Source organism: Streptomyces paludis, assembly GCF_003344965.1.
GTDB classification, from domain to species: domain Bacteria; phylum Actinomycetota; class Actinomycetes; order Streptomycetales; family Streptomycetaceae; genus Streptomyces; species Streptomyces paludis.
On record NZ_CP031194.1, the window covers coordinates 1,926,126 to 1,952,448 of the forward strand.

General features: G+C 71.6%; 17 protein-coding genes, 3 tRNA genes and 2 pseudogenes. 8 read left to right on the forward strand and 14 right to left on the reverse strand.

The window, feature by feature from the left end; translation table 11 throughout:
• Nucleotides 1-553 precede the first annotated feature (553 nt).
• The 3 genes from DVK44_RS08315 to DVK44_RS08325 all read right to left on the reverse strand — a co-directional run bounded on the left by DVK44_RS08315 (nt 554) and on the right by DVK44_RS08325 (nt 2,970).
• Nucleotides 554-1,630: an LLM class flavin-dependent oxidoreductase gene (locus DVK44_RS08315; protein WP_114659068.1), complete on the reverse strand. Its 1,077-nt coding sequence runs from the start codon at nt 1,628-1,630 to the stop codon at nt 554-556.
• 103 nt (nt 1,631-1,733) lie between these two features.
• Nucleotides 1,734-2,483 carry an SDR family NAD(P)-dependent oxidoreductase gene (locus tag DVK44_RS08320; RefSeq protein ID WP_114659069.1) on the reverse strand — a complete coding sequence of 250 codons (750 nt, stop codon included), beginning with the start codon at nt 2,481-2,483 and terminating at the stop codon, nt 1,734-1,736.
• A gap of 73 nt (nt 2,484-2,556) precedes the next feature.
• Complete coding sequence (locus DVK44_RS08325; protein ID WP_114659070.1) at nt 2,557-2,970, reverse strand: nuclear transport factor 2 family protein; 414 nt, start codon at nt 2,968-2,970, stop codon at nt 2,557-2,559.
• 110 nt (nt 2,971-3,080) lie between these two features.
• Here DVK44_RS08325 and DVK44_RS08330 point away from each other — a divergent pair, with 110 nt between their 5' ends.
• Nucleotides 3,081-3,518, forward strand: a complete 438-nt coding sequence (locus tag DVK44_RS08330) for a MerR family transcriptional regulator (RefSeq protein WP_114659071.1) — start codon at nt 3,081-3,083, stop codon at nt 3,516-3,518.
• 152 nt (nt 3,519-3,670) lie between these two features.
• Here DVK44_RS08330 and DVK44_RS36990 read toward each other — a convergent pair.
• From DVK44_RS36990 to DVK44_RS08350, 3 genes and pseudogenes are all read right to left on the reverse strand, one after another.
• Nucleotides 3,671-3,906: pseudogene (locus DVK44_RS36990) on the reverse strand (pyruvate dehydrogenase); the annotation flags it as partial.
• Nucleotides 3,900-4,748, reverse strand: coding sequence for a CaiB/BaiF CoA transferase family protein (locus tag DVK44_RS08340; protein WP_114659072.1), 849 nt, complete (start codon nt 4,746-4,748; stop codon nt 3,900-3,902). The gene DVK44_RS08340 and the pseudogene DVK44_RS36990, both read right to left, overlap by 7 nt.
• 318 nt (nt 4,749-5,066) lie before the next feature.
• Entirely contained in the window at nt 5,067-6,011 is a 945-nt protein-coding gene (locus DVK44_RS08350) for an alpha/beta hydrolase family protein (RefSeq protein WP_228447046.1), read from the reverse strand.
• A 122-nt stretch (nt 6,012-6,133) separates the two neighbouring features.
• Here DVK44_RS08350 and DVK44_RS08355 point away from each other — a divergent pair, with 122 nt between their 5' ends.
• Nucleotides 6,134-6,529 (forward strand): MerR family transcriptional regulator, encoded by a 396-nt coding sequence (locus tag DVK44_RS08355; RefSeq protein ID WP_114659074.1) that lies wholly within the window; start codon nt 6,134-6,136, stop codon nt 6,527-6,529.
• 260 nt (nt 6,530-6,789) lie between these two features.
• On the opposite strand, the gene DVK44_RS08360 is transcribed toward DVK44_RS08355, so the two are convergent.
• The 3 genes from DVK44_RS08360 to DVK44_RS08370 all read right to left on the reverse strand — a co-directional run bounded on the left by DVK44_RS08360 (nt 6,790) and on the right by DVK44_RS08370 (nt 7,230).
• A tRNA-Ile gene (locus DVK44_RS08360) sits at nt 6,790-6,866 on the reverse strand.
• A gap of 213 nt (nt 6,867-7,079) precedes the next feature.
• Nucleotides 7,080-7,152 (reverse strand) — tRNA-Asn (locus DVK44_RS08365).
• Nucleotides 7,153-7,157: 5 nt separating this feature from the next.
• Nucleotides 7,158-7,230 (reverse strand) — tRNA-Asn (locus DVK44_RS08370).
• A 207-nt stretch (nt 7,231-7,437) separates the two neighbouring features.
• Here DVK44_RS08370 and DVK44_RS08375 point away from each other — a divergent pair.
• From DVK44_RS08375 to DVK44_RS08390, 4 genes are all read left to right on the forward strand, one after another.
• Entirely contained in the window at nt 7,438-7,749 is a 312-nt protein-coding gene (locus DVK44_RS08375; RefSeq protein WP_114659075.1) for a YtxH domain-containing protein, read from the forward strand.
• Nucleotides 7,750-7,815: 66 nt separating this feature from the next.
• Complete coding sequence (locus DVK44_RS08380) at nt 7,816-9,261, forward strand: FGGY family carbohydrate kinase (RefSeq protein ID WP_114659076.1); 1,446 nt, start codon at nt 7,816-7,818, stop codon at nt 9,259-9,261.
• A gap of 131 nt (nt 9,262-9,392) precedes the next feature.
• Nucleotides 9,393-11,126, forward strand: a complete 1,734-nt coding sequence (locus tag DVK44_RS08385; protein WP_114659077.1) for an ABC transporter ATP-binding protein — start codon at nt 9,393-9,395, stop codon at nt 11,124-11,126.
• A complete protein-coding gene (locus DVK44_RS08390) occupies nt 11,126-13,057 on the forward strand; it encodes an ABC transporter ATP-binding protein (protein WP_114659078.1) in 1,932 nt (643 codons plus the stop codon). The genes DVK44_RS08385 and DVK44_RS08390 overlap by 1 nt, the downstream gene beginning before the upstream one ends.
• Before the next feature lie 80 nt (nt 13,058-13,137).
• On the opposite strand, the pseudogene DVK44_RS08395 reads toward DVK44_RS08390, so the two are convergent.
• From DVK44_RS08395 to DVK44_RS08415, 5 genes and pseudogenes are all read right to left on the reverse strand, one after another.
• Nucleotides 13,138-14,094 (reverse strand): annotated as a pseudogene (locus tag DVK44_RS08395) (RNA polymerase sigma factor); the annotation flags it as partial.
• Between the two features lie 305 nt (nt 14,095-14,399).
• Entirely contained in the window at nt 14,400-16,313 is a 1,914-nt protein-coding gene (gene dnaG / locus DVK44_RS08400) for a DNA primase (RefSeq protein WP_114659079.1), read from the reverse strand.
• 75 nt (nt 16,314-16,388) lie between these two features.
• Nucleotides 16,389-17,663 carry an NAD(P)/FAD-dependent oxidoreductase gene (locus tag DVK44_RS08405; protein WP_114659080.1) on the reverse strand — a complete coding sequence of 425 codons (1,275 nt, stop codon included), beginning with the start codon at nt 17,661-17,663 and terminating at the stop codon, nt 16,389-16,391.
• A gap of 172 nt (nt 17,664-17,835) precedes the next feature.
• Entirely contained in the window at nt 17,836-19,146 is a 1,311-nt protein-coding gene (locus DVK44_RS08410; RefSeq protein WP_181957427.1) for a deoxyguanosinetriphosphate triphosphohydrolase, read from the reverse strand.
• A gap of 101 nt (nt 19,147-19,247) precedes the next feature.
• Nucleotides 19,248-20,117: a sirohydrochlorin chelatase gene (locus DVK44_RS08415; RefSeq protein WP_114659082.1), complete on the reverse strand. Its 870-nt coding sequence runs from the start codon at nt 20,115-20,117 to the stop codon at nt 19,248-19,250.
• Nucleotides 20,118-20,267: 150 nt separating this feature from the next.
• Here DVK44_RS08415 and DVK44_RS08420 point away from each other — a divergent pair, with 150 nt between their 5' ends.
• Both DVK44_RS08420 and DVK44_RS08425 read left to right on the forward strand, forming a co-directional pair.
• Entirely contained in the window at nt 20,268-21,191 is a 924-nt protein-coding gene (locus tag DVK44_RS08420) for a DUF4132 domain-containing protein (protein ID WP_114659083.1), read from the forward strand.
• Nucleotides 21,188-26,254 (forward strand): hypothetical protein, encoded by a 5,067-nt coding sequence (locus tag DVK44_RS08425; RefSeq protein ID WP_162793721.1) that lies wholly within the window; start codon nt 21,188-21,190, stop codon nt 26,252-26,254. The genes DVK44_RS08420 and DVK44_RS08425 overlap by 4 nt, the downstream gene beginning before the upstream one ends.
• Nucleotides 26,255-26,323 lie beyond the last annotated feature (69 nt).

Here is a 26,323-nt window from a genome sequence, read left to right on the forward strand (position 1 = left end):
CTATTCGAGGGCCTTCATCAACCATTTACGCGCCACGAACACCCGAACTCACTTCACCAAATACAGGAAACGATCGTTCGCGATCCGCCGACAATGCGAAAGTTAGCACGAGGCAAAGAAACTTCCAACAAACCACAAAATGCAGTCACCCGGTCGCACTCAGCAACTAGAAGTCGCCGCCTGCGGTAAGCGGTTGTTAGAACGATCCAGGTACGGTTTCCGCACCATTTGGAAAGTCATTGTCACGCACCAACTCGACACACACCCCACCCAGCGCGACCAGCACCCCAGAAGCCACCCACCCGAGGAAGCACCCAAGCCCTGCCCGGCGGACAACGATGTCGGCGGGCTGTTCGGATTGCAGAGAAATATCAGCCTTGCGCCCCCAGCGATTACCACCACCGGGGGCGCATAGATTTAATCTGGGGAATGACGATTTATTTCATTCATTAGCGGCCCGCGCGGCGACCACCGCCTATTCGGCGGCATTTCCGTCTCCGCCGGGCAGACAGGAGCGGAGCGTCCCCGTACCGGCAACAAGGTGAAATGCAGGTCAGCTCTGCTTTTTCGTCGTCGAGGTGCCGAGGAATTCCTGTGCGAGGAGCTGGAGAGTGAGCGCACGGCCGCCCGCGGAGGCGGGGTCCTCGTTCGAGCGGGCCCCGCTGATGGGCCAGACCATCAGCTCGTCGATGTCCAGTCGGTGAGCGAGCTGCCGAAGGCTCTCGGCGACCGTCTCAGGGGTACCGATGTGCCATGCGCCCCGCGTACGCTTCGCGACCTCACGCTCCTGCGCCGACCACACATGCCGTTCGGCCTCCTCGACCGTGAGGACGGGACCGAGCGGGGCACCGGTCTGCAACCCCGCCATCATGATCAGGTGGGGTTGCGCCAAGCGCTCCGCCTCGTCGGGATCCGGGTGCACGAGAACGTTCACAGGCAGCAGGGTGCGCGGTTCGGGGTGTGCCGTCGACGGCTGGTACTGGGCACGGTACGCCGTGATCGACGCCTCCGCGCCGGGCACGCCTGTGTGATGGGCGAACACGTAGGGAAGGCCGCGCCGGGCCGCGAGAGAAGCCGAGTAGCCCGATGACCCCAGCAGCCAGATGTCCGGAGCCGAGGCCGGCCGCGGCGTGGCGCGCAGCGCGTAGGGGCGACCGCCCAGCGAGACGTTCAGCGCCTCGTCCTCGGTGCGTCCCAGATCGAGCAGACGCGAGACAAGCTCGATGTCCTGCGGGAAGTCGTCGTCCGAGCCGGAACCGCTTCCCTCCCCTCGCAGCAGGAACGCCGTCACGCCGTCCGTGCCGGGGGCGCGGCCGATTCCGAGGTCGATGCGGCCGGGGTACATCGCCTCCAGCAGGGCGAACTGTTCGGCGACGGAGAGCGCGGCGTGGTTGGGAAGCATCACCCCGCCGGAACCAAATCGGAGCCGCCGTGTACCGGCCGCCAGATACGGGATGATCACTCCCGGAACGGTTGCCGCCGCGGTGGGCATGTTGTGGTGCTCGGCAACCCAGTAGCGCGTGTAGCCGAGGCGATCCGCCTCCCGCGCCAACTGAGCCGACGACCGCAGCACTTCGGCGCTGGTCTGGTTCGTGCGCACGCTCAGTAGGTCGAGTACGGAGAGTCTCATGAGAAAGGTCCTTTCTTGGGCGGCTGGGCGTGTCTTCAACGCCCGTGCACGGTGCGGTGCACGGGCGTTGGCTTCGAACCGCCGGCGAAGTGCGCGCTTGCCGCTAGGCAGCCATGCGCTTGGCGCCGTCGAGGCGGATCACGCCGCCGTTGAGGTAGTCGTTCTCCACGATGTGGACCGCGAGGCGCGCGTATTCGTCCGGGTGCCCGGCGCGCTTGGGGAACGGCACGGTCGGGCCGAGCATGTCGGCCACGCCGTTCGCCTGGGTCATCGGGGTGTCGAAGACGCCGGGCGAGATGGCCATCACCCGGATGCCGCGGTCCGCGAACTCCCGGGCCGAGGGCAGCGTCAGCCCGTACACACCGGCCTTGGCCGCGGAGTAGGCCGCCGACTGGGCCGGCCCGTCGAGGGAGACCATCGAGGCAGTGTTGATGATGACCCCTCGGGTGTCCTCGTCCACCGGATCTGTCTTCGCGATGACCTCGGCGGCCAGCACCATCAGGTTGAACGTACCGATCAGGTTGACCTCGACGGACCTGCGGAACTCGCCCAGGTCATACCGCCCCTGTGCCGGCAGCATGGGCCCGGTCGGCGCGATGCCCGCGCAGTTGATCGCCGTGCGCAACGGCAGCCCGCTGTCCGCCGCGAGGCCGACGGCCCGCTGTAGCTGCTCGGGGTCGGTCACATCAGCCGCGAGGTAGGTCACCCCGTCCATCTCGGGAGCCTTCGCGATCCCGCCCGCGAGATCGAGCGCGAACACCCGCGCCCCCCGCTCCGCCAGCGCCCGGGCGGTGGCGGCTCCCATGCCCGAGGCGGCTCCGGTGACGATCGCGGCAGTGTCCTTGATCTGCATTGCTTGCCTTCTTTACGTGTCGTAGGTGATGCGGTGGGGGGAGGCCGGACGGGCCGGCGGAAAGGGGGGGCGTTCAGTCCATGCCGGCGATACGGCGGAACTCGACGAGGTCCCAGTAGTAGGGCCGGATCTCGGTGACCTTGCCGCCCTCGACCCAGAAGAGTTCGGCGACGGGCATGGTCCAGGACTCACCGGCCGGATTGACGCCATGCGCGTCGACCAGGCCGATGACGCGGTTCGGGCCGTCGGCAACGATCTCGCGGACGGTGACACTGCGGGTGCCCACCATCGGGAACAGCCGCCCCAGGGCGGCGTCGGCATCGGACCCGTTCCACTGCCCCGGTACCGGGCCTCCGGCGGGCCGGACCAGGGTGTAGCTGTCGGACAGATACGTGCCCAGTTCACCGAGGGCGCCGCTGTCGGCGACTTCGTACACCTTGCGGACGATCTCGCGGTTGCGGTCGGCGACGGACAAATCGCTGGTCATGGGGGTGCTCCAGGGTTGGAAAGCGCGGCGTGTACCGGCATTCGCTAAGCTAGAACCTGACGTCGGCGTCAGGTGCAAGTCCCTGGGCCGGGCCGAGCGAGGAGGCCGGAATGCGCATCGGAGAGGTCGCCGCGAAGGCGGGTGTCAGTGTGAGGTCGCTGCGCTACTACGAACAGCACGACCTGCTGCACGCGACCCGCAACCCGGGCGGACAGCGCCAGTACCCGGACAGCGCCGTCGAACGAGTGCGTCTGATCCAGCAGCTCTACGCCGCGGGACTGCCGAGCAGAACCATCCGCGAGGTGCTGCCGTTCGCAGACTCGGGCGAGGCATCCCCCGAACTGCTGGAGCTGCTGGCCGCCGAACGGGACCGCATCGACCGCCAGATGGCCGACTTGCGGAGCGTACGCAAACGGCTCGACGGCATGATTACGGAGGCGGAGAAGCCAGACGCCGACTGCCCCTATCTGCACACCGGCCGGCTGGAAGAGGAGCCGAGGGGCGTACTGCAACAGGGGCAGGCGGCATCGGTACGCATGAGCGGGTGACACCGTCCGACGTGTGCTCTCCGTACACCCGTAACGCCTGGAGCATCCGGTGCCCTGCTCCACGTCCGCCGGCCCAAAAACCGTCCCCATCGCGCTGCCCTCACCCGACTCCGTGGCCCGGGGCAGTGCCTGCTTGTTCGCACGGGCGGCGTTCCGGGGAACTGGGACGCGAGGTAGCGGTGCGCGACGGCCGCCCACAGCGCCGCTGTTGCGCCGATTCCGACCGGCCGGTGGAGAAGTCGACCGTGTCGGGGTCCTTGAGGCGTGACGGGTAGGACTGAAGGCCGCCCTTCGCCCGGAGCGTCGTCAGGTACTTCGGGTCGAGGTCACCGAGCAGATAGTTGATGGCGTGGAGGACCGGTGACGCGTGCGGTTTGGCCGCTACCCGGCAGGTTCTCGGGGACGTATGGGTTCGGGTACGCGCGGAGAGAGGCCGGTGCCCCTGGCGGCGAACTGCGCGTCCCCGACGATGTCCTTCGCGGTATGGATCGGCCCGGCCGGGACTCCGGCGGCCTCCAGGACGGCGAGGACCTCGTCGCGGGTGCGCCGACTCGTCCACGCCTCGATGGCGTGATCGAGCTCGTCCCGTCGGGTCCAGCGGCCGGCGTTGGTCGCCAGACTGGGGTCGTCGCGCAGACCGGGGCGCCCGATGGCCTCCATGTAACGGCCGAAGACGGAGTCGCCGCCGACGCAGGGGCAGGCGTTGGAGGGTGCGAGGCCCTGCATCCGGCCGCCTGTGCGTTCCCGAAGGACGCCGTGGGCGGAGTAGTCGGGAACGAGGGACTCCGTCATCGAGAACACGGCCTCGTGGAGTGACACGTCGATGTGCCGTTCCATGGGCGTCCATGGAACGTGCCCGTAGTTCTTGCGCGTGGTGCGGTCCAGCAGCGACATGACGACACCGAACGCGGCGTAGAGACCGGCGATGGAGTCCCCGATGGAGACACCGACGTTCTCGATGAGGACGTCGGAGCAGGAGACCAGTTCCAGGACCATGGCCCGGACTTCGCCGGTTCGCAGGTCCGGCGCGATCGACTTCTCGTTCCGGTTGATGGTGCGGTACAGCATCGACGTATCGCCTTCGAACAGGCGCCAGTTACGAAGCTCGTCACCGCCGCGGGGCCGCTCGATCTTGATGACCTCGGCGCCGAAGTCGGCCAGCAGGCGGCCCGCGGTGGGGGCGGCGATGAAGTTGCCGAGCTGGACGACCCGGATGCCGGCCAGGGGCAGCGCGTCGGACGAGGTCGGGCCGGACGAAGCTGACCGTCTCGATACGGCGGGCGCCCTGGCCGACCAGACGCCTGATCAGCTCCACCCGAGTACCGACGTCGAGCGGGTTCTTCTCGTTCTGAAGGCCGTCGCGCGGGCCGACCTCGACAAGTTCGAAAGTCGTGGGCATGGACGCGTTCTCCCTGTCCATCAGGCCGCCCAAGCGACACGAACGACTGGCAGGTGAAGCCCACGGGCTGGTCATCGGCCTGGCCGCCCCGTGCGGTGACGACGACAACACCCGAAACGGGAGGGACACCGGCTTTCAACCGCCGGGGGTCACTTGCTGTCGAGCCGCCCCAGCGCGTGGGCGTCGGTGAGGACGGATCGGGCCGTCTGCCAGTCGGTGTGGTCGATGCCGGTGATGTGGCGCAGGTAAGCGAGGGTGACCTGCTGGACGAGGGCGACACGGCCGGGGTCCTCGTCGGTGGTCTCCGCTGCCCGGTAGCCGGAGATACCGCCGAGGAAGTGCTCGCCGCCGTAGACGGTGAGCAGGCTCTTGTTGCCGCGGCTGAGGGTGTAGGGGTCGCGTGTCCAGGCGGCTCCTCGGGTGGTGAGCGGGAGATCGTCCTTGTCGCCGGCGACCACCAGCCCGGGGGCGGTGATGTGGGAGAAGTCCTGGTCGCGGAGCCAGGGAAGGTTCTCGTGGGCGAAAGGGGTCAGTCCGTCGCCGCCCGCGCCGGCCGTGGCCAGCTGGATGCTGGCCATGACCCGGGAGTCGGACAGGTCGTCGGCGATACCGGTCCCGGGGTCGGTGACGCGCAGACCCACCAGGATGCCGGCGGTCTGGCCCCCGAAGGAGTGGCCCGCCGCGACGATACGGCCGTGGTCGCCCCGGCCGGACAGGCCCGGCACGGATGCCTCCAGTGTCTTGAGCTCATCGAGAATGTGCTTCATGTCCTGCACGCGGTAGCGCCACAGATGCGGCCTGCGGGAGTCGTCCGCGGCGAGGGCGACCCGCTGGGAGTCGAGATGCGTGGCCTGGATCACCACGAAGCCATGAGAGGCCCAGTGGTCGACCAGCGGCGCGTAGCCGTCCAGGTCGGACCCGAATCCGTGCGCGAAGAGCACGATCGGCAGGCGCGTGCCCGTGAGCGGTGCGGAAACGCGTACGTGCAGGTCCTGGCCGCGCTCGGGGGCGGGCAGCACGATCGGCCTGACCGTCACGGCCGGGGTGGGAGGGGGGCCGGTGAGACCGGTCGTCCGGTGGGGGTGGGTGGTCACGTGTGTGCTTCTTTCCGGTGCGGGTGGCGGGGTCGAAAGCCGCCGGGGCATGGCAGCTACGCTAAAACTTGACGTTGACGTCAAAGGCAAGTCGTTGCGGCGTAGATCACATGGAGCCCGGAATGCGCATTGGGGAACTCGCCCGCCGCACAGGCGTCAGCACCCGGGCCCTGCGGTACTACGAGGAGCAGCACCTGCTCACGGCCGAGCGCAGCGACACCGGCCAGCGCCACTACCCGGAATCCGCGGTCGCCCGGATCCTTCTGGTCCGAGAACTGTTCACCGCCGGCCTGTCGAGCAAGACCATCGCCGAACTCACGCCCTGCGTCATCGACGGCAAGGCCACCCCCGAACTCCTCGACCGCCTGACCGTGGAACGCGGCCACATCGACCAGCACATCGCCGACCTCACCCGCACCCGAGACAGGCTCGACGCGGTCATCGCCAACGCCACCACATCCCTGGACACCGGCACCCCCTGCCGCCCCGCCCCGGCATCGCCCCCTACGGCGCGGTGACTCAAGAAGCTCAAGAAGCTCAGGAAGGTGAGGGCTGACGTCCCGTCCAGTCCGTTCGCGGCACTCCGGAACAGCGACCAACTCGCGCTGTTACGAGAGCTGGCGAGACCGACGGGCGCAGCGAACGCATGCCGCCCCGGCCCGCGTCCCGAATCCGTCCCCACAGCCGTGAGGCGATGACACGCCGGACCGTCAGATCCCCGAGGTCTCCAGGAACGTCGGTTAACGTGCAGGTCAGAACGTTCCTGCACGTCTACTTCTGGTGGGGCGGCTGGGACTCGAACCCAGGACCGACGGATTATGAGTCCGCTGCTCTAACCGGCTGAGCTACCGCCCCCAACGGCGCGTCGCGTACATGTGTGCGCGCCCGTCTGCCGCAGCATAGCCGGTCATACGATCTCCTGCCTCGGATGGTCGGCTTCGCTTGACCTTGAGGACTTCGTCACGCGCCGATCGGTTCCGTGCGGGGCCAAGTACGTTCGTACGAGGGAACCTTGGCGGGGGTGGGCATACGAAAAAGGACCCCGGAGGGTCCTTCTCGTATTGCTTGCTCCCCCGGCTGGACTCGAACCAGCAACCCTCCGGTTAACAGCCGAATGCTCTGCCAATTGAGCTACAGGGGACCGCGCTCCCCCGACTGGACTCGAACCAGTAACCTGCCGGTTAACAGCCGGCTGCTCTGCCAATTGAGCTACAGGGGATTGCTGCGTTTCGCACCGAACGTACCCTTCCCGGTCCTCCCGAGCGGCGCGCGTTCGCTGCGACACATACATTAGCGCAAGCAGGGGGGTGCTCCGCCAATCGGTATCGGGCCGGGTCACGTCGGGTGAGCCCGGGTGGGACGGGGTAGGCGGAGGCACGGGGAGGGGCCCCGGGGACTCGGACGCAGAGAGAGAAGGGTGGCAGCCATGCGGTACCGCCTCACGTTCATCGCGGGACTCGCTTGTGGGTATGTGCTGGGGACGCGCGCCGGGCGCGAGCGTTACGAACAGCTCAAGAAATCGGCGCGCCAGGTGTCGCAGAATCCGGCGGTGCGCAACGCCGCGGAGTCCGCCGCGCAGACCGGTCGCGCGTACGCGGGCAAGGCGTACCACTCGGTGAACGGCGTGGTGGGCGACCGGCTCGGGGACAAACTGCCCGGCTCCGTCGCCCAGCGGGTGCGGTCGCTGCGGGAGCGCAGCCAGAACGGGCAGGACGACTGGGGCACCAGCAACACCTGACGGTGCTCGTGACCGGCGGCGCTCGTCGTGCCGCGTGTCGCCGCGCGTGCGGCAGAATCGGGTGTCATGGGAATAGTCGCCGGGTTGGACAGTTCGTCCGGGTTCACACGCGTCGTGGTCTGTGACTCCGACACGGGCGCCGTGCTGCGCCAGGGGTACGCCCCGCATCCGGTCGAGCCCAAAGCCACGGAGGTCGACCCGCAGGTCTGGCTGCTCTCCCTCGGCGAGGCCGCGTCCGGCGGGCTGCTGGAGGGGGTCCAGGCCATCGGCGTCTCGGCGCAGCAGCACGGCATGGTGCCGCTGGACCGGCAGGGCAATCTCGTACGTCCCGCGCTGGTCGGCAATGACAAGCGCGCGCAGGTCGCCGCCGCCGATCTGGTGGACTCGCTGGGGGGCCGGCAGGCGTGGGCCGACGCCGTCGGATCCGTACCGCAGTCGGGGCAGATCGTGTCCAAGCTGCGCTGGATGGCGCGGACCGAACCGGCGGCGGCGCAGCGCACCGCGCTGGTGATGCAGCCGCACGACTGGCTGGTCTGGCAGCTGCTCGGCCGGCCGGCCCGGCGGACCACCGACCGGGGCGCCGCGTCCGGCACCGGCTACTGGTCGGCCCGTACGGGCGCGTACCGGCCGGATCTGGTGGAGCTGGCGCTCGGGCACCGGGCGGCGCTGCCCGACGTGCTCGGTCCCGCGGACGCGGCGGGGACCACCCCCGAGGGGCTGCTGATCTCGGCGGGCACCGGGGAGACCATGGCCGCCGCCTTCGGGCTCGGGGTCGCGGCCGGGGACGCCGTGGTGTCCCTCGGCGCCTCGGGATCCGTGATGGCCGTGCACCACGAGGCCGCGGCCGACCCGTCGGGGCTGATCACCTCCTTCGCGGACGCCACCGGCATGCATCTGCCCGTCGTCCATACGCTCAACGCGGTCAGAGCCCTGCGCGGTACGGCGGAGCTACTCGGTACGGCGGAGCTGGCCGAGCTGTCCGCGCTGGCGCTGAAGTCGACGCCGGGCTCCTCGGGGCTGGTGTTCCTGCCGTATCTGGAGGGCGAGCGGACCCCGCAGCTGCCGCACACGGCCGGCACGCTGACCGGGCTGCGGCGCGAGTCGATGAAGCCGGAGCATCTGGCACGGGCCGCGTTCGAGGGCATGCTCTGCTCGCTCGCGGACGCGATGGACGTGCTGCGCGCGCGGGGGGTGGAGGTGCGCCGGGTGTTCCTCCTGGGGGCCGCTGCGGAGCTGCCCGCCGTCCAGGCCGTGGCTCCGGCGATCTTCGGCGCGCAGGTTGTCGTACCGCAGCCCGCGGACTACGCGGCGATCGGCGCGGCCCGGCAGGCCGCGTGGGCCCTCGGCGTCTCGCGGGGGACGCTCGCCCCGCACACCCCGCCGGCCTGGCAGGGCGCGGCGGCCCAGGTCTTCGAGCCGGGGGACGACGCGGCGGTGGGGACGGCCGTAAGGCAGCAGTACACGGCCACGCGCGAGCAGGTCCATCCGGGAGCCTTCGGGCCCGTTGGGTGACGGGTGTCCCGTCGCGTTCTTGACTCTCCTTTGGACATAAACCCTTGGGGTTCCACCGGCGCGGTGCCGCAAGATGGGGGCGGACCCCAGATCTTGCCGACCGCCTCCGAGCCGACCCCGAGAGACTCCGCGTGCTCCTACGATTGCTGCGAGCCCACCTCGCTCCGTACAAAAAACCGATCATCCTGCTGGTAGCGCTCCAGCTCCTGCAAACCTGCGCCACCCTCTATCTGCCCACGCTCAACGCCGACATCATCGACAACGGTGTGGTGAAGGGGGACTCGGGCTACATCCTGGCGTTCGGCGGCATCATGATCGCCGTCAGTGTGGTCCAGGTCCTCTGCAATATCGGTGCCGTCTTCTACGGCGCGCGCACCGCCTCCGCGCTGGGGCGGGATGTGCGGGCCGCCGTCTTCGGGCGGGTGCAGAGCTTCTCCGCGCGCGAGCTGGGGCACTTCGGGGCCCCCTCGCTGATCACGCGTACCACCAATGATGTCCAGCAGGTACAGATGCTGGTGCTGATGTCGTTCACGCTGATGGTGTCCGCGCCCATCATGTGTGTCGGCGGGATCGTGATGGCGCTCGGCCAGGATGTACCGCTCTCGGGGGTGCTGGTGGCCGTCGTTCCCGTGCTCGGTATCTGTGTGACGCTCATCGTGAAGCGGATGCGACCGCTGTTCCGGACCATGCAGACGCGGCTGGACACCGTCAACCGGGTGCTGCGCGAGCAGATCACCGGAAACCGGGTGATCAGGGCCTTTGTCCGGGAGGAGTACGAGAAGGAACGATTCCGCGGCGCCAATACCGAGCTGACTGATGTCGCGCTGTCGACCGGCCGGCTGATGGCCCTGATGTTCCCCACCGTGATGACGGTCGTGAACCTGTCGTCGATCGCCGTCGTCTGGTTCGGCGCGCACCGCATCGACAGCGGCGGGATGCAGATCGGGGCGCTGACCGCGTTCCTCGCGTATCTGATGCAGATCGTCATGGCCCTGATGATGGCCACCTTCATGTTCATGATGGTGCCGCGCGCCGAGGTGTGCGCCGAGCGCATCGAGGAGGTGCTGGACACCCGCTCCAGCGTCGTCCCGCCGGAGAACCCGGTGCGGGAGCTGCGGCGGCACGGGCATCTGGAGATCCGGGGCGCGGAGTTCCGCTTCCCGGGCGCCGAGGAGCCGGTGCTGCGCGAGGTGTCGCTGGTCGCCCGGCCCGGCGAGACGACCGCCGTGATCGGGTCGACGGGCAGCGGGAAGTCGACGCTGCTGGGGCTCGTACCGCGGCTGTTCGACGCCACCGAGGGACAGGTGCTGGTCGACGGGCAGGATGTGCGCGTGCTCGATCCGGTGCTGCTGGCGAAAACCGTGAGCCTCGTACCGCAGAAGCCGTATCTGTTCTCCGGCACGGTCGCGACCAATCTGCGGTACGGCAACCCCGACGCGACGGACGACGAGCTGTGGCACGCGCTGGAGGTGGCGCAGGCGAAGGAGTTCGTGGAGAGCCTGGAGGGCGGACTCGACGCGCCCGTCGCGCAGGGCGGCACCAATGTGTCCGGCGGCCAGCGGCAGCGGCTCGCGATCGCGCGGACGCTGGTGCGGCGGCCGGAGATCTATCTCTTCGACGACTCCTTCTCCGCGCTCGACTACGCCACGGACGCGGCGCTGCGCGGCGCGCTGGCGCACGAGACCGCGGAGGCGACCGTCGTGATCGTCGCGCAGCGCGTCTCCACCATCCGTGACGCCGACCGGATCGTGGTCCTCGACGAGGGCCGGGTCGTCGGGTCGGGGCGGCATCACGAGCTGATGGCGTCGAACGAGACATACCGGGAGATCGTCCTCTCCCAGCTGACCGAGGCGGAGGCGGCCTGATGAGCGGTCCTGGCGGACGCATGATGATGGCCGGCGCCGGTTCGACCGAGCGGTCCATGGACTTCAAGGGGTCCGGCAAGCGGCTGCTGCGCCTGCTGACCGTGGAGCGGACCACGCTGTGGTGGATGCTCGGGGCGGGGGTGCTGAGCGTCGCCCTGTCGGTCGTCGGCCCGAAGATCCTGGGCCGGGCCACCGACCTGATCTTCGCGGGGGTGGTCGGCCGGCAGACCGGCGAGGGCGCCACCAAGGCCCAGACCGTCGACGCGCTGCGCGCGAAGGGCGACGACGGGCTCGCCGATCTGCTCTCCGGGGTGGACTTCACCCCCGGGCAGGGCATCGACTTCGACGCCGTGGGGCGGGTGCTGCTGGTCGCGCTGCTGGTCTACGTGGGCGCGGGCCTGCTGATGCTGGTGTCGACGCGGCTCTCCATCCGGGTGATCAACCAGACGGTCTTCCGGATACGCGAGGAGGTCCAGGCGAAGCTGTCGCGGCTGCCCCTGTCGTACTTCGACCGGCAGCCGCGCGGCGAGGTGCTGAGCCGGGCGACGAACGATGTCGACAACATCTCGCAGACCTTGCAGCAGACCATGGGCCAGCTGATCAACTCGCTGCTGACGATCATCGGTGTGCTGGGGATGATGTTCTGGATCTCCCCGCTGCTGGCGCTGGTCGCGCTGGTGACCGTACCGCTGTCGGTGTTCGTGGCGGCGAAGGTCGGCAAGCGGTCGCAGCCGCAGTTCGTCCAGCAGTGGAAGGTCACCGGCACGCTGAACGCCCATATCGAGGAGATGTACACCGGGCACTCCCTCGTCAAGGTCTTCGGGCGGCAGGACGAGTCGGCGGAGGCGTTCCGCGAGCAGAACGACAAGCTGTACGAGGCGGGCTTCAAGGCCCAGTTCAACAGCGGGATCATGCAGCCGCTGATGTTCTTCATCTCCAATCTGAACTATGTGCTGGTCGCGGTGGTCGGCGGGCTGCGGGTCGCCTCGGGCACGCTGTCGATCGGTGACGTACAGGCGTTCATCCAGTACTCGCGGCAGTTCTCGATGCCGCTGACCCAGGTCGCCTCGATGGCGAACCTGGTGCAGTCCGGGGTCGCGTCGGCCGAGCGGATCTTCGAGCTGCTGGACTCGCCGGAGCAGGAGCCCGACGCGCCGTCGATCGAGCGGCTGCGCGAGCCGCAGGGGCGGGTGGCGCTGGAGAACGTGTCGTTCCGCTACGACCCGGAGAAGCCGCTGATCGACGATCTGTCGCTCTCCGTGGACCCGGGCCAGACGGTCGCGATCGTCGGACCGACGGGCGCGGGGAAGACCACGCTGGTCAATCTGCTGATGCGGTTCTACGAGGTGACCGGAGGCCGGATCACCCTGGACGGGCTGGACATCTCGCGGATGTCGCGCGAGGAGCTGCGGTCCGGGATAGGCATGGTGCTCCAGGACACCTGGCTCTTCGGCGGCACGATAGCGGAGAACATCGCGTACGGCGCCTCGCGCGAGGTGACCCGCGCGGACATCGAGGAGGCGGCCCGGGCGGCCCACGCGGACCGGTTCGTACGGACGCTCCCGGACGGTTACGACACGGTGATCGACGACGACGGCGCGGGCGTCAGCGCCGGCGAGAAGCAGCTGATCACCATCGCGCGGGCGTTCCTGTCCGACCCGGTGATCCTCGTGCTGGACGAGGCGACCAGCTCGGTGGACACCAGGACCGAGGTGCTGATCCAGAAGGCGATGGCGCGGCTGGCCCACGGCCGTACGAGCTTCGTCATCGCGCACCGGCTCTCCACGATCAGGGACGCGGACGTGATCCTGGTGATGGAGGAGGGCGCGATCGTCGAACAGGGCACGCACGAGGAGCTGCTGACGGCGGAGGGGTCGTACGCGCGGCTGTACGCGGCGCAGTTCGCGCAGGCCGTGGCCGAGGTGGACTGAGGGGACTCTTCCGAGAGGGCGCGGCTGCGGGTACGGGCGCGGCTGCGGGTGCGGCTTGCGGGTCCGGGCGTGGCTTCCGGTCAGTCCAGGTAGCCGCGCAGTTGGTCGGCGAAGGCGTGGTCGCGCAGTCTGCTGAGGGTCTTGGACTCGATCTGGCGTATGCGTTCGCGGGTGACGCCGAAGATCCTGCCGATCTCCTCCAGGGTGCGCGGCCGCCCGTCGTCCAGTCCGTACCGCAGCTGGACGACCTTGCGTTCGCGCTCGCCGAGCGTGGCGAGCACCACGTCCAGGTGCTCGCGCAGCAGCAGGAAGGCGGCGGACTCGGCGGGCGACGCGGCGTCGCCGTCCTCGATCAGGTCCCCGAGCGCGACATCGTCCTCCTCCCCCACCGGGGTGTGCAGGGACACCGGCTCCTGGGCGAGCCGTAACACCTCCCGGACCCGGGCCGGGTCCAGCTCCAGCTGGCCGCCGATCTCCTCGGGCGTGGGCTCCTGGCCGCGCTCCTGGAGCAGCCGGCGCTGGACCCGGACGACCCGGTTGATCAGCTCGACCACATGGACCGGGACCCGGATGGTCCGGGCCTGGTCGGCCAGGGCGCGGGACATCGCCTGGCGTATCCACCAGGTCGCGTATGTGGAGAACTTGTAGCCGCGCGCGTAGTCGAACTTCTCGACGGCCCTGATCAGGCCGAGATTGCCCTCCTGCACGAGGTCGAGCATGGTCAGCCCGCGGCCCACATAGCGTTTGGCGACGGAGACGACGAGCCGCAGATTGGCCTCGATCAGCCGGCGCTTGGCCATCCGGCCGAGGACGACGAGCCGGTCGAGGTCCAGTGCGAGCCGGGAGTCCAGATCGGGCGTACGGCTCAGCTTCTCCTCGGCGAACAGCCCCGCCTCGACACGGCGGGCCAGCTCCACCTCGTCGGCGGCGGTGAGCAACGGTATACGGCCGATCTCCCGCAGATACTGCCGGAACAGATCCGACGAGGGCCCGCCGGTGTCGGCACGGCCGCCGCCCCGGCGTCCCGTGGGCTCGGGCACGAGGGGCTCCTCCACGGGGTGCTCGGTGAGCAACTGGGTGTGCACGGGGGGCGACCTCCAGGGTGATCGCCGCCGCTCGGGGGAGTCGCGGCGGCGGGACGGGGGCGGCCGGGCCGCACTCCGAAGAACTCAGGCACCGCCCCCAGTGTGCGGTACGGCGCGTCGCCGCCACGAGGGGCGTGCGGTGACTTTCTGCGCTCCGGACGTAACCCGGCTGTTACCCCCGGGCGGTGGCCACGACGGCCGCGCCCCGGCGGTCGCACGGCAGCGCGGCGGCCGCCGGGTGCGATGGCGGCGCCGGGCTACAGCGCGTCGGCGCCGATGTTGCGCAGGGCCTGGCCGTACTGCTGGAGGATCCACAGATCCTTCTGCACGGCCGCGTAGTGGTCGGGGTCCGACTGGGTGCCCAGCCGGGTCAGGGTGCCGGTGATGTCCTGGATACGGCGGTCGACGGCGCGCAGCCGGACCTGGACGAGCTGCTGTCCCGCGTAGATCTCGTCGATGGTCTTGCCGCGGAACACCTCGACGGCCAGCTCGGTGACCATGGCGCGCACCTGGTCGTTCGGCGCGGCCTCCCGGACCCGGGCCAGATACTCGGGCGCGGACTGGAGCCCGGACTCGGCGCCGCCCGCCTCCTCGACGGCGCGGCGTACGGCGGCGTAGGGCGCGGCGGTGAACTCGTCCTCGCCGTAGGCGTCGAAGGCCGGGGAGACCAGCTCGGGCCGCTGGAGGGCGAGCTTGAGCAGCTCGCGCTCGGTGCGGTGGGCGGGGCTGCGCAGGGTGAGCGCGGGGCCGGCCGGGCCGGGGGGCCGCGCGGTCTCCTGCGGCTGCTGCTGCCTCGTACGGCGGTCCTCCGGGCCGCCCGCCGGGCCCCGGCCGCCGCGGTCGCGCGCCCAGCGGGCCACCTGGGCGACGCGCTTGACGACGAACTGGGTGTCGAGGATGCCGAGGATGCCGGCGAGCTGCACCGCCACCTCGTGCTGGGAGGAGCCGTTCTTGATCCGGGCGACGATCGGCGCGGCCTCGTCGAGCGCGGCGGCGCGGCCCGCCGGGGTCTCCAGGTCGTAGCGGGAGACGATCTGGCGGATGGCGAACTCGAAGAGCGGCGTACGCGGTTCCGCCAGGTCCACGACGGCCTGGTCGCCCTTGGCGAGCCGCAGCTCGCAGGGGTCCATGCCGTCGGGGGCGATGGCGATATAGGTCTCGGCAGCGAATTTCTGGTCGTCCTCGAAGGCGCGCAGCGCGGCCTTCTGACCGGCCGCGTCACCGTCGAAGGTGAAGATCACGCGCGCGCTGCCGTTGTCCATGAGGAGCCGGCGGAGGATCTTGATGTGATCGCCGCCGAAGGCGGTGCCGCAGGTGGCGATGGCGGTGGTGACCCCGGCCAGATGGCAGGCCATCACGTCCGTGTAGCCCTCGACGACGACGGCCCTGCTGGACTTGGCGATGTCCTTCTTGGCCAGGTCCACGCCGTACAGCACCTGGGACTTCTTGTAGATCGCGGTCTCGGGCGTGTTGAGGTACTTCGGGCCGTTGTCGTCGTCGCGCAGCTTGCGCGCGCCGAAGCCGACGACCTCCCCGGAGATATCGCGGATCGGCCACATCAGCCGGCCGCGGAAGCGGTCGATCGGGCCGCGCCGGCCGTCCTGGGAGAGGCCGGAGAGCAGCAGCTCCTTGTCGGAGAAGCCCTGGCCGCGCAGGAACCGGGTGAGGTGGTCCCAGCCGGCCGGGCTGTAGCCGACGCCGAAGTGCTCGGCCGCCGCCTGGTCGAAGCCGCGCTCGGCGAGGAACCGGCGGCCGATCTCGGCCTCGGCCCCGGCGAGCTGCTCCGTGTAGAAGCGCGCGGCGGCCTTGTGCGCCTCGACGAGCCGGGTGCGCTCGCCACGCTGGCTCGACGGGTTGTACCCGCCCTCCTCGTACCGGAGGGTGACGCCCGCCTGGGCGGCGAGCCGCTCGACCGTCTCGGAGAACGAGAGGTGGTCGATCTTCATGACGAAGGCGATGGTGTCCCCGCCCTCCTGGCAGCCGAAGCAGTGGAAGAGACCCTTGCTCGGACTGACCTGGAAGGAGGGGGACTTCTCGTCGTGGAAGGGGCAGAGGCCCTTGAGGTTGCCGCCGCCGGCGCTGCGCAGCTGGAGGTACTCGGACACGACGGCGTCGATCGGGACCGCGTCCCGAACAGCCTTCACGTCGTCATCGTTGATCCTGCCTGCCACGCGTGAATTCTACGGGCCCGCACCGACACACCGGACCGTGCGCGGAGAGGGCGCGGAGAGTGCCCGGCCGCGGTCTCAGGTGCCGAGTGCGGCCAGCGGGACATTCGGGTCGGCCAGGGCGTCGAGATCCTGGGGCGCGCCGGAGCGGATCAGACGCTGGATGTCCGCGGTGACGTCCCAGACGTTGACGTTCATCCCGGCGAGCACCCTGCGGTCCTTGAGCCAGAAGGCGATGAACTCGCGCTTGCCCGCGTCGCCGCGCACCACCACCTGGTCGTACGAGCCGGGCGGGGCCCAGCCCGAGTACTCCAGGCCCAGGTCGTACTGGTCGGAGAAGAAGTAGGGAATACGGTCGTACGTCACGTCCTGGCCGAGCATGGCGCGGGCGGCGGCCGGTCCGCCGTTGAGGGCGTTCGCCCAGTGCTCGACGCGTACGACCAGGCCGCCGGGGGCGCCATGGGCGGTCAGCGGGAAGGCGGCCACATCGCCGGCGGCGTAGATGTCGGGGTCGGAGGTGCGCAGGGAGGCGTCCACGGCGATGCCGCCGCCCGCGGACCGGCCGGCCAGGGTGAGCCCGGCGGCCTCGGCCAGCGCGGTGCGGGGCGCGGCGCCGATCGCGGCGAGGACGTCGTGCGCGGGGTGCTCCTCGCCGTCGTCCGTGCGGGCCGCCAGGACCATGCCGTCCTGGCCGGTGATCTCGGTGAGCCGGGCGCCGAAGTGGAACCGTACGCCCCGGTCCTGGTGCAGCTCGGTGAAGAGCTGGCCCAGCTCGGGGCCGATGGCCTGGTGGAGCGGGGTGGACTCGGCCTCGACGACGGTGACCTCGGCGCCGTATCCGCGCGCCGCCGCCGCGACCTCCAGCCCGATCCAGCCCGCGCCCGCGATCACCAGATGGCCGTTGTCGCGGCCGAGGGCGGACAGCACCTGGCGCAGCCGGTCCGCGTGGGCGAGGCGGCGCAGGTGGTGGACGCCCGCCAGCTCCGTGCCGGGGATGTCGAGCCGGCGCGGCTCGGCGCCGGTGGCCAGCAATAGCTTGTCGTACCGCAGGGAGGTGCCGTCGCCGAGGAGGACCCGGTGGGTGTCGCGGTCGACGGCGGTGACGGTCTGGCCGAGGTGCAGCTCGACCTGGGTTCCGGCGTACCAGGCGGGCTTCTGTACGAAGACGCTGTCACGGCCGTCCTTGCCCGCCAGATAGCCCTTGGACAGGGGCGGACGTTCATAGGGGTGGTCGCGCTCGTCACCGATGAGGATCACCCGGCCGGTGAACCCCTCCGCGCGCAGGGTTTCCGCGGCCTTCGCCCCGGCCAGCCCGCCGCCGACGATGACAAATGTCCGGTGTGCGTCGACCACTTGATGCCTCCAATTCGCGCTGCCGCCATCTGCGAGCGTCCCGCACGGAGGCCGACGGCGAAAGGGGGAGCGCTCCGCGGGGCTGTCCCACGGCCCCGAAAAGGGGTCGTGATCCGGCTACTTTCGTATATGCCCGCGTCCGGAGCCATGAGGCATGAGCGGGCGGAATGTCTCAGGGGTGCCCGGTGAGGGTGGTGTGCAGGGAGCGGGCCGCCGCGTCGGTGAGCGAGGCGATCTGGTCGACGATGACGCGTTTGCGCGCGCGGTCGTCAAGAGCGGTGTCGAACAGCGCGCGGAACTGCGGGTCGAGCCCTTCGGGGGCGCGGGCGGTGAGCGCCTCGGCCAGCTCGGCGAGAACGACGCGCTGATCGGCGCGGAGTGTCTCCTGCTCGGCGCGCTGCATCACGTAGCGGTCCGCGACGGCCTTGAGGACCGCGCACTCGTGGCGGGCCTCGCGCGGGACGACGAGTTCGGCGGCGTACCGGGTGAGCGGGCCCGTGCCGTACGCCTGTCTGGTCGCGTTCTCCGCCGCTTCGCAGAAGCGGCCGATGAGCTGGCTGGTGGCGTCCTTGAGGCGGGCCTGGGCGAGGGCGGAGCCGTCGTAGCCGTGCGGCCACCACTCCTGCCGCACCAGCCGGTCGAGCGCGTCGGCCAGCTCCTGCGGATCGGTGCCGGCCGGTACGTAACGGCCGATCGCGGCAGCCCAGATACCGCTGCGCTCGTCCTCGGAGGCGAGCGCCGCGGGGTCGACGTGCCCGGCGTGCAGGGCGTCCTCGAAGTCGTGGACGGAGTAGGCAACATCGTCGGACCAGTCCATGACCTGCGCCTCGAAGCAGGCACGGTCCGCCGGCGCGCCCTCGCGCACCCACGCGAAGACGGGCAGGTCGTCCTCGTACACGCCGAACTTCACCGAGGCGGGGTCGGTGGGGTGGGCGCCGCGCGGCCACGGGTACTTGGTGGCGGCGTCGAGGGCGGCGCGGGTGAGGTTGAGGCCGACGCTGGCGACTCCGCCGGGAACCGGAACGAAGCGTTTCGGTTCAATGCGGGTGAGCAGCCGCAGCGACTGGGCGTTGCCCTCGAAGCCGCCGCAGTCGGCGGCGAAACTGTTGAGCGCCTGTTCCCCGTTGTGGCCGAACGGCGGGTGGCCCATGTCGTGCGAGAGACACGCGGCCTCGACGAGATCCGGATCGCAGCCGAGCGCCGCGCCCAGTTCGCGGCCCACCTGGGCGCACTCCAGGGAGTGGGTCAGCCGGGTGCGGGGGCTGGCGTCCCACTCCCGGCTCCAGGAACCGGGCGTCACGACCTGGGTCTTGCCCGCGAGTCTGCGCAGCGCGGCGGAGTGCAGCACGCGGGCGCGGTCGCGCTGGAACGCCGTGCGGCCAGGGCGTTTGTCGGGCTCGGGGGCCCAGCGTTCGGTGGAGACGTCGTCGTACGGGGTGTCCGCCGTGCTCGCCATGCCTGTCTTGCCTGTCTTGCCTGCCATGCACCGACCGTAACCGGTACGGGAGGTACGCGAGGGACGGGCGCGTGGTGTTGACCGGCGCGTGGTGCGACGGGCGCGTGGTGTTGACGGGCTTGTGGTGTTTACGCGGAGGTGAGCAGGCGGCGGGCCCGCTTCGGGTACGGCGTGGTGAGCGCCTCGTCGTAACGGTGGAGGACCAGCCGGGCCAGCGCGGGATGCGCGCCGAGCGGGGCGGCGGCGATCCAGGGCGCGGCGGCGGCGGCGCGGCCGGCGAAGTATCCCGGAGCGGTGAAGTACGAGGCCACGGCGGTGCGGTGGTGGCCCCGGGCGGCGAGGGCGCGCAGGGCCTCGGGGACGGTGGGCGAGGCGGCGGAGGCGTACGCGGCGAGGACCGGCACCCCGCCGAGCCGTTCGCTGAGCAGCGCCGCCGTACGCCGGGTGTCGGCGGCGGACTCGGGGTCGCGGGAGCCCGCGGCGGCGAGGACGACGGCGTCGCCGCCGCGGGGGTGGGCGCGGGTGGAGGTGTGCCAGCCGGCTTCGGTGAGCCGGTCGTACAGCGCCTCGACGAGCAGCGGGTGCGGGCCGAGCGCGCCGGCGATCCGCGTCTCCAGCCGGGCGGCGTCGGCCGCGAACGCGGGCAGGTCCCGTTTGATGTGCACACCACGGCCGAGCAGCAGGGGTACGAGGACGGCGCGGCCGGCGCCGAGGGCGGCGAGGGTGTCGGGCAGGGCCGGTTCGTTCAGCTCGATGTGGCCGAGGCGTACGTCCAGGCCGGGGCGGAGTTCGCGGACCCGGTCGAGGAGCGTGGCGACGGCGCGCGGGGTGCGCGGGTCGCGGCTGCCGTGGGCGACCAGGACGAGGGCGGGGCTGTCGCTGTGCATTGTCCGGCGGGTTCCGTTCCGTGCGACCTGGCTGAGCTGACCGAGCTGGGGGCCGAGTTGGGCGGTGGTACGGGCGAGGGGAGTTCCGCGGTCGTGCGCCGGCTCCGTCATGCACCGATCGTGCCGGGTGCTGATTGCCGGGCCGTTGCGCGGCGGTGACGGGTCTTTTCCACCAGCTCACAGGCGGTCCGGGGGCATTGTCAGACCCCTCACTTACTGTGATGGAAGTTCGGAACCAGAACGTTGGGGAGGGGTCCTGCCATGGGCTGGATCGAGACATCGGGCGGGTATGCCGTCGCGCTGGACGGGACGCGGGTGCTGTGCCGGAACGCGGCGGGACGCACGCTGAAGCAGGTGCCCGCCAAGCTCAGGGACGACGCGGAGGTGGTCCGGCTGCGCCAGCTCGCCGAGTGGCTGGAGCGGCACGACCGGGAGTGCCGTGAGCAGGTGGACATGTGGCTGGTGCGTTCGCTGCCGGTCCCGGTCGCCCTGCTGGCGCGGGTGTGGCCGGACCCGGCCTGGCGGTCGGTGCTGCGGGACCTGGTCGTCGCTCCGGTGTCCGGGGACGGTCCCGCGGACACCGCGCGGGCGGGATTTTTGCGCGACGCGGAGCCGGCGCGGGGGCTGGGAATCGTCGATCTGGACGGTGACTCGGTGTGGTGGGACCCGCTGGAGGTGGGGGCGGTGCTGATACCCCATCCGGTGCTGCTCGAAGACCTCTTGGAGCTGCGGGAGTTCGCGGCGGAGCTGGGGGTCGAGCAGGGCGCGGAGCAGCTGTTCCGCGAGGTGTGGCGGCGGCCCGGGCCGGAGGAGCCGTCGGGGACGCCGTCCGGGACGCCGTCGGCGGGGGCCGGGGGCACGGTGTGGCGTACGTACGCCAACGGGAAGTTCGCGCAGTTGCGGCACGCCACGGCCCGCGCGGTCTCGCTCGGGTACCGGGTGCGCGGTGGCCAGACGGTGTGCCCGCTGGTGGAGGACGGCCGGCAGCTGGAGGCGGCGTACTGGATCGGGGACGACTACCCCGACGCGGAGACGCTGACCGGGGCGCTGGAGTGGCGGGACACGGCGGGGCGGCGGCTGCCGCTCGCCGAAGTGGGGCCGGTCGCCTGGTCGGAGGGCGAGCGGATGGCCGCGCTGGTGTTCGCGGGCCGTGTGGTGGAGAACGACGAGGAGGGGGCGCTGTGAACGAGGTAGGACGACGAGACGTACGGCGGGCGGACATGGATCCGTCGGCCCTGCTGGACGCGGGGGCGGTACTGCCGATCGGGACCGGCAACGGCCCGGGCGACGGCCCCGGCTCCGGTTCCGGTTCCGGCGCGGAAGCGGCCGGCGCGGGTGATGTGCTGACCGCCCGGACGTACGGGCATCCGGCGCTGGACGGGCGCGCGGTGGTGCGGCTGGTGCCCGAGGCGATCGGCGCGGCCGAGGATCTGTCCCTGGAGTATCTGGGGTTCGGCCCGGCCTCGGCGGCCGGGGTCGGCCGGGTCAAGCGGCAGTCGCTGGGATTCCCGGCCTGGGCGCTCGTGCACGATCCGGCGCACGGACACCACGCGCTGGCCGTGGTCAAGGAGATGGAGCGGCTCGCCCGGCTCGTCGCCACCAAGCCGGGGCTGGCGAAGGAGGGGTTCGACGAGATCGGCGAGCGGCTCGACCGTTCCGTACCGCACTTCCTGCCCACCTACTACGAGCAGGTGGCGCGGCTCTTCCTGGCGGCGGACTCCCGGCAGCAGGCGTCGGTGTTCTTCGGGAAGGCGCGGGCGGCGGAGCAGCGCCACGCGCTGGAGGTGGACGAGGACCGGCTGCGCGAGGTCTTCCTGGAGTTCGCCGGCGCGGGCGCGCTGAGCGGCAAGGCGCTGCGCGAGCACGCGAAGGGGCTGGCGGTCCGGCTGTCGGCGGCGGAGGCGTACGGGCAGTTCAAGGCGGTGTCCCTGGAGCGGTGTGCGGCCGGACTCGCGCCGTACGCGGGGATGCTGGAGGATCTGCGGCGCCTCGCGAAGGGCGCGGGGCTGGACGCCGGCGCGGAGGAGCGGTCGCTGCTCGCGGAGATCATTCACACCGGCCCGATGAACCGCGCGGCGGGAAGCTTCTGGAAGAGCGCGCTCCCGGCGCTGACGGTCCTCGCGGCCGAGGACCGGTCGGTGCGGGAGCGGCTGCTCGGGCTGCTGCCCGCCACCGGAGGTGACAGCCCGGCCGAGTTCGACGCGTCCTGGCTGGATCTGCTGGCGCGGTGCGGGGCGTTCGAGCTGCTGAGGGACGGGACGGTACCGGCGGCGGGGTGGCTGTCGGGCTGGGCCGCGCACCGGCAGCGGGGCTGGCGGGACGGCAAGCGGATGCCGGCCGAACTGGCCGTGGTGGAGAAGCTGGTGGACCGGCTGGTGGCCGAGGGCACGCCGGTGCGGCTGCTGACCGGCCGGGGCTGGCGGCTGAAGGTGGATCTCGATCTGCTGGACGCCTGTCTGGCCTGGGGGGTGCCGGTCGCCGGGCCGGCTCCGGAGGACCGGCATCTGGATCTGACCGCCTGGCTGACGGACACCCGGGAGGGGGCCCGCGATCTGGCCGCGCTGGCCGCCGATCCGCGGTTCGCGCGGGTGCTGCGCGCGGGCGTCGAGCAGGCGGCCGACACGGGTGACTCCACGGTCCATCTCGCCGCGATCGTCAGGACCCCGGCGCTGCGCGGTGTGCTCGCGGACTGGTTCGGCGAGCGGGCCGACGATCTGTCGCGGCCCCTCGGACTGCCCGAGCTGGACGGGCTGCTGACCCGGCTGTCGCATTTCTCGGCGCCGTCCGTGCTGGCGACGGCGCCGGAGCCGGTCGCCCGGATCACAGCGGTGTCGCCCGCCCCCGCGCTGGCCAGGACGCTGCGCGCGGGCATCCTCGACGAGCTGGGCTGGCCCGCGCTGGAGCAGGCGCTGCCGAACCTGGGCGCGGTCAACCCGCGGACGTCGGGGCGGCGCGGCGGCCGTGGCGAGTGGTATCAGGTCGCGGACGCCTGGCCCGCGCTGCTGCTGCGGGTGGGGACGCGGGTCGCGGCCGTGGGGCCGGAGTCCGTCCTCGACGAGCGGGTCCTCACCCTGCCGGCGAAGGACACCCACAGCTGGGACACCCCGGTGTTCGGTCTGGTCGACGGCCAGTGGCTGATCTCGAACGGGTTCGGCGACGACCGGCGGGCCGTGTGGTCGGGGCGTCCCGCCGACGCCTTCCCGCCCTCGGGGACGCTCCCGGGCAACGGCGGTTCGACACCGTGGCCGTCCCTCGCTCTGCCGGGCGGCGGCCGGTGCTACGGCGGCAGGCCGGTGCACGCGGGCGACACGTCCTTCGCCGCCGAGCGGCGGCCGGTCGCCTCGGACGGCGTCTCCCTCTGGGTGCTGCACGAGAACGAATGGTGGGAGTACGACCCGGAGTCGGCCCGCAGGGGCCGGGTGTCCGTGCCCGCCTTCTTCGACTCGGCCCTCGGCTCCGGTGTGACCGGAGAGGGCGTCCGGCTGGTGCGGCAGGCGTGCCGGCTGCTGCCCGTACAGCCCGGTCTGGAGGGGTCGCCGTTCGGCTCGGCGAACGGGCTGCTGGGCTGGTGGGTGGTGTACGACCCGAAGGAGCGGACGTTCACGGCGTGTTCGGTGGACGGCAGCCGCAGTCCGGCCGTGCCGTTGCCGGACGGCTCTCGGGCGGAGAGCTTCGCCCAGGGGCTGCCCGTGCCGCCGCTGCGGCTGCCGGGCGGGGCGGCGCTGTATCCGCGGGAGTCGCGCGGACACCACGGGACGGTCTCGCTGTACGACGCCGACGGCGTCCTCCTGGCGTCCGTCGGGAGCGGCGGCGGGGAGGACGTGTACGCGGCGGGCACCCCGTTCGTACCGCCGCTGGACCACTGGCACGCGCTGCGCGCGCGGGACGAGCGGGGGTCGGCGGCGCTGCGCGCGGTGACCGACGCGGACGCGGCGGCGCTGCTGGCCGCCGTCGTCGGGGGGACGAAGGCGCCGGACGCCGTACGCCGGCTGCTGCCGGGGATCGGTCATCCCGGGCTGATCGCGGGGGTGGCGGGGCTGCTGGACGAGGCCGCCCGGCACAGCCGGCGGCTCACGGCCCTCGCCGAGCAGGCCGGGGCCGACGGGCGGGGCGGGACGGGCGCGGAGGAGGAGCCGGTCCGGCACGCGTTCGACGAGGTGCTGGGCACGGTGTTCCGCGGCTTCGCGACGCGCACGTACCACTACTACCGGTACGGGACGAGCACGGAGTCGACCGTCCTCGAACAGGTCCGGCGGCTGCCGGAGGTGCTGGCGCCGGACGCGGCCCCCGGGTTCCGGGCCCTGCGGGACGGCAACCAGGGGTGGGTGACGCTCTGCGGGGCCGGGTTGACGGCGCTCGCCCTGCGCGCCGCCTCACCCCTGACCACGGACGAACACCGGGCGGCGCTGCTGGAGTTCCTCGGCGCGGCGCTGGCCGTGGAGGTCGACGGGGACGCGCCGCTGATCGATCCGCGCGGCCGGCTGCGCGCGGTGGAGCTGCGGATTCCCGGCAGCGCCTCGATGGAACTCGCGGGCACGGCGCGGCACGCGGGAGCGCGGCGGCTGCTGGTCCTCGGCCGGCTGCGGTTCGACGACCAGGACGCGTTCTGGCACTGCGTCGAGTACGACCCGGCCGGTGTCTTCGGCCGCTGGGACGGCGGCGATGGCGGCAGCGGCGGCAATGGCGCTGGCGGCTGGGGCGGTTGCGTGGTCGTCGAGTCCGAGGTGCTGGGCGCGGCGGACGATCCGGTGCGGGCCCCCGCGGTGCGCCGGCTGCTGGAGCTGGTGGGCGAGCGCGGTCCGCTGCCGTACCGCCCGGAGCAGGGCGTGGACTTCGCGGACCGTGTCGGGATCACTCCGTTGACCGGAGCCCTGGTCCAGTTGGGCTCGCCCGCGCCGGACAGCTATCAGGGGCAGGCCGATGTGCCGGCCGCGTTTCTGGCGCCGCTGGGTGCCAAGAGCGCCGACCTCCGGATGGCGACGGACACGCTGCGCGGGCTGAGCGTGGCGCAGCGGCGGGAGTTCACCGGGCTGCTGCTGCCCGGGGAGCCGGAGCGGGTGGCGGATCTGTGGACCACCGGATTCGCGGTGGAGCCGCTGGCGGACGGCTGGATCGCGGCGCTGGGCAAGCGGCGCGTGATCCCTCCCGCGCTGGTCAAGGGGGTGGTGACCGAGGCCGGTGACGCCAGTGCGGTGAGCCTGGTGCTCAACCCCCAGCGGTGGCCGGCGCTCACCGGCCGTACGGAACAGAAGAGGGTCGACGGAGGGCTGGAGCCGGTGGACCCGGACCGGCTGCTGACGGGTACGTCGCTGACGTCCGCGGTCGACGCGCTGCGCTGGCTCGCGTACCGGCTGCCGTACAGCGATCCGCTGCGGGCGGTGCTGCCGGTGACGGCGCGCATGCTGCGGGAGCGGCTCGCCGACCCCGGTCTGCTGATGGATGTGGGCGCCGAGCATGACGACGCCTACGACCCGGTGTCGCCACGGCTGCGGGAGGCGTACGGCCTGGGGCCGAAGCGGGGCGCCGGCGAGAAGGAGCTGTTCGAGCTGTCGGCGGCGCTGGTGCTGACCCCGGCGCCGTACGCCCGGGAGTGGGACGCGGTGTGGCTGCGGCCGTCGGCCGTACTGCCTGGGGCGCAGGGTGGAGCCGGGGACGGCGGTGGCTCCGACCATCCCGATCTGAAGCTGCTGGCGGCGACCGCCGGGCGGGCGCCCGCGCTGGAGGCGCTGCGGACGCTGCTGAGCGCGGAGTTCATGGAGCTGGTCACGGCGGACGGTCCGCCGGGCGCGCAGCAGGATCCGCTGCGGGTGGCGCCGGAGCTGGTGGCGCGGGTGAGCGAGCGGTTCGGGCTCGCGGAGGACCCGGCGGCGCTGTATCTGATGCTGCTCGCGCTGCCGGATCCGACCGACCGTCACCAGGCGGAGTGGACGGGCTGGAAGCCGGCCCGGCTGAAGAAGGCGCGGGCGGCGCTGGCCGCCACCGATCTGGTGGTGGAGGCCAAGCGGGCGCGGGCGGGCCGGTCGCTGTTCCTGCCGGGCGGCTGGCAGGAGGAGTCGGCGCCCCGGCTGCCCTCGGAGACCTGGAAGGCGGCGCTGCTGCCGTGGGACCTGCCGGGGTTCGTGGTGCCGGACCGGCCCGTGGAGGCGCTGTTCGAGGCCACATGGCGGCGGATCGCGGAGGGGGACGTTCCGGAGTTCGAGGAGTTCCGCGGCCGGGCCGGTCGGGGCGCCAGGGGCGGCAGACGATGACGGGCGCGGAGGCGGGCGGGACGGCAGCGGCAACGGCAGCGATGACATCAGTGGACGAGGAGCAGCGGG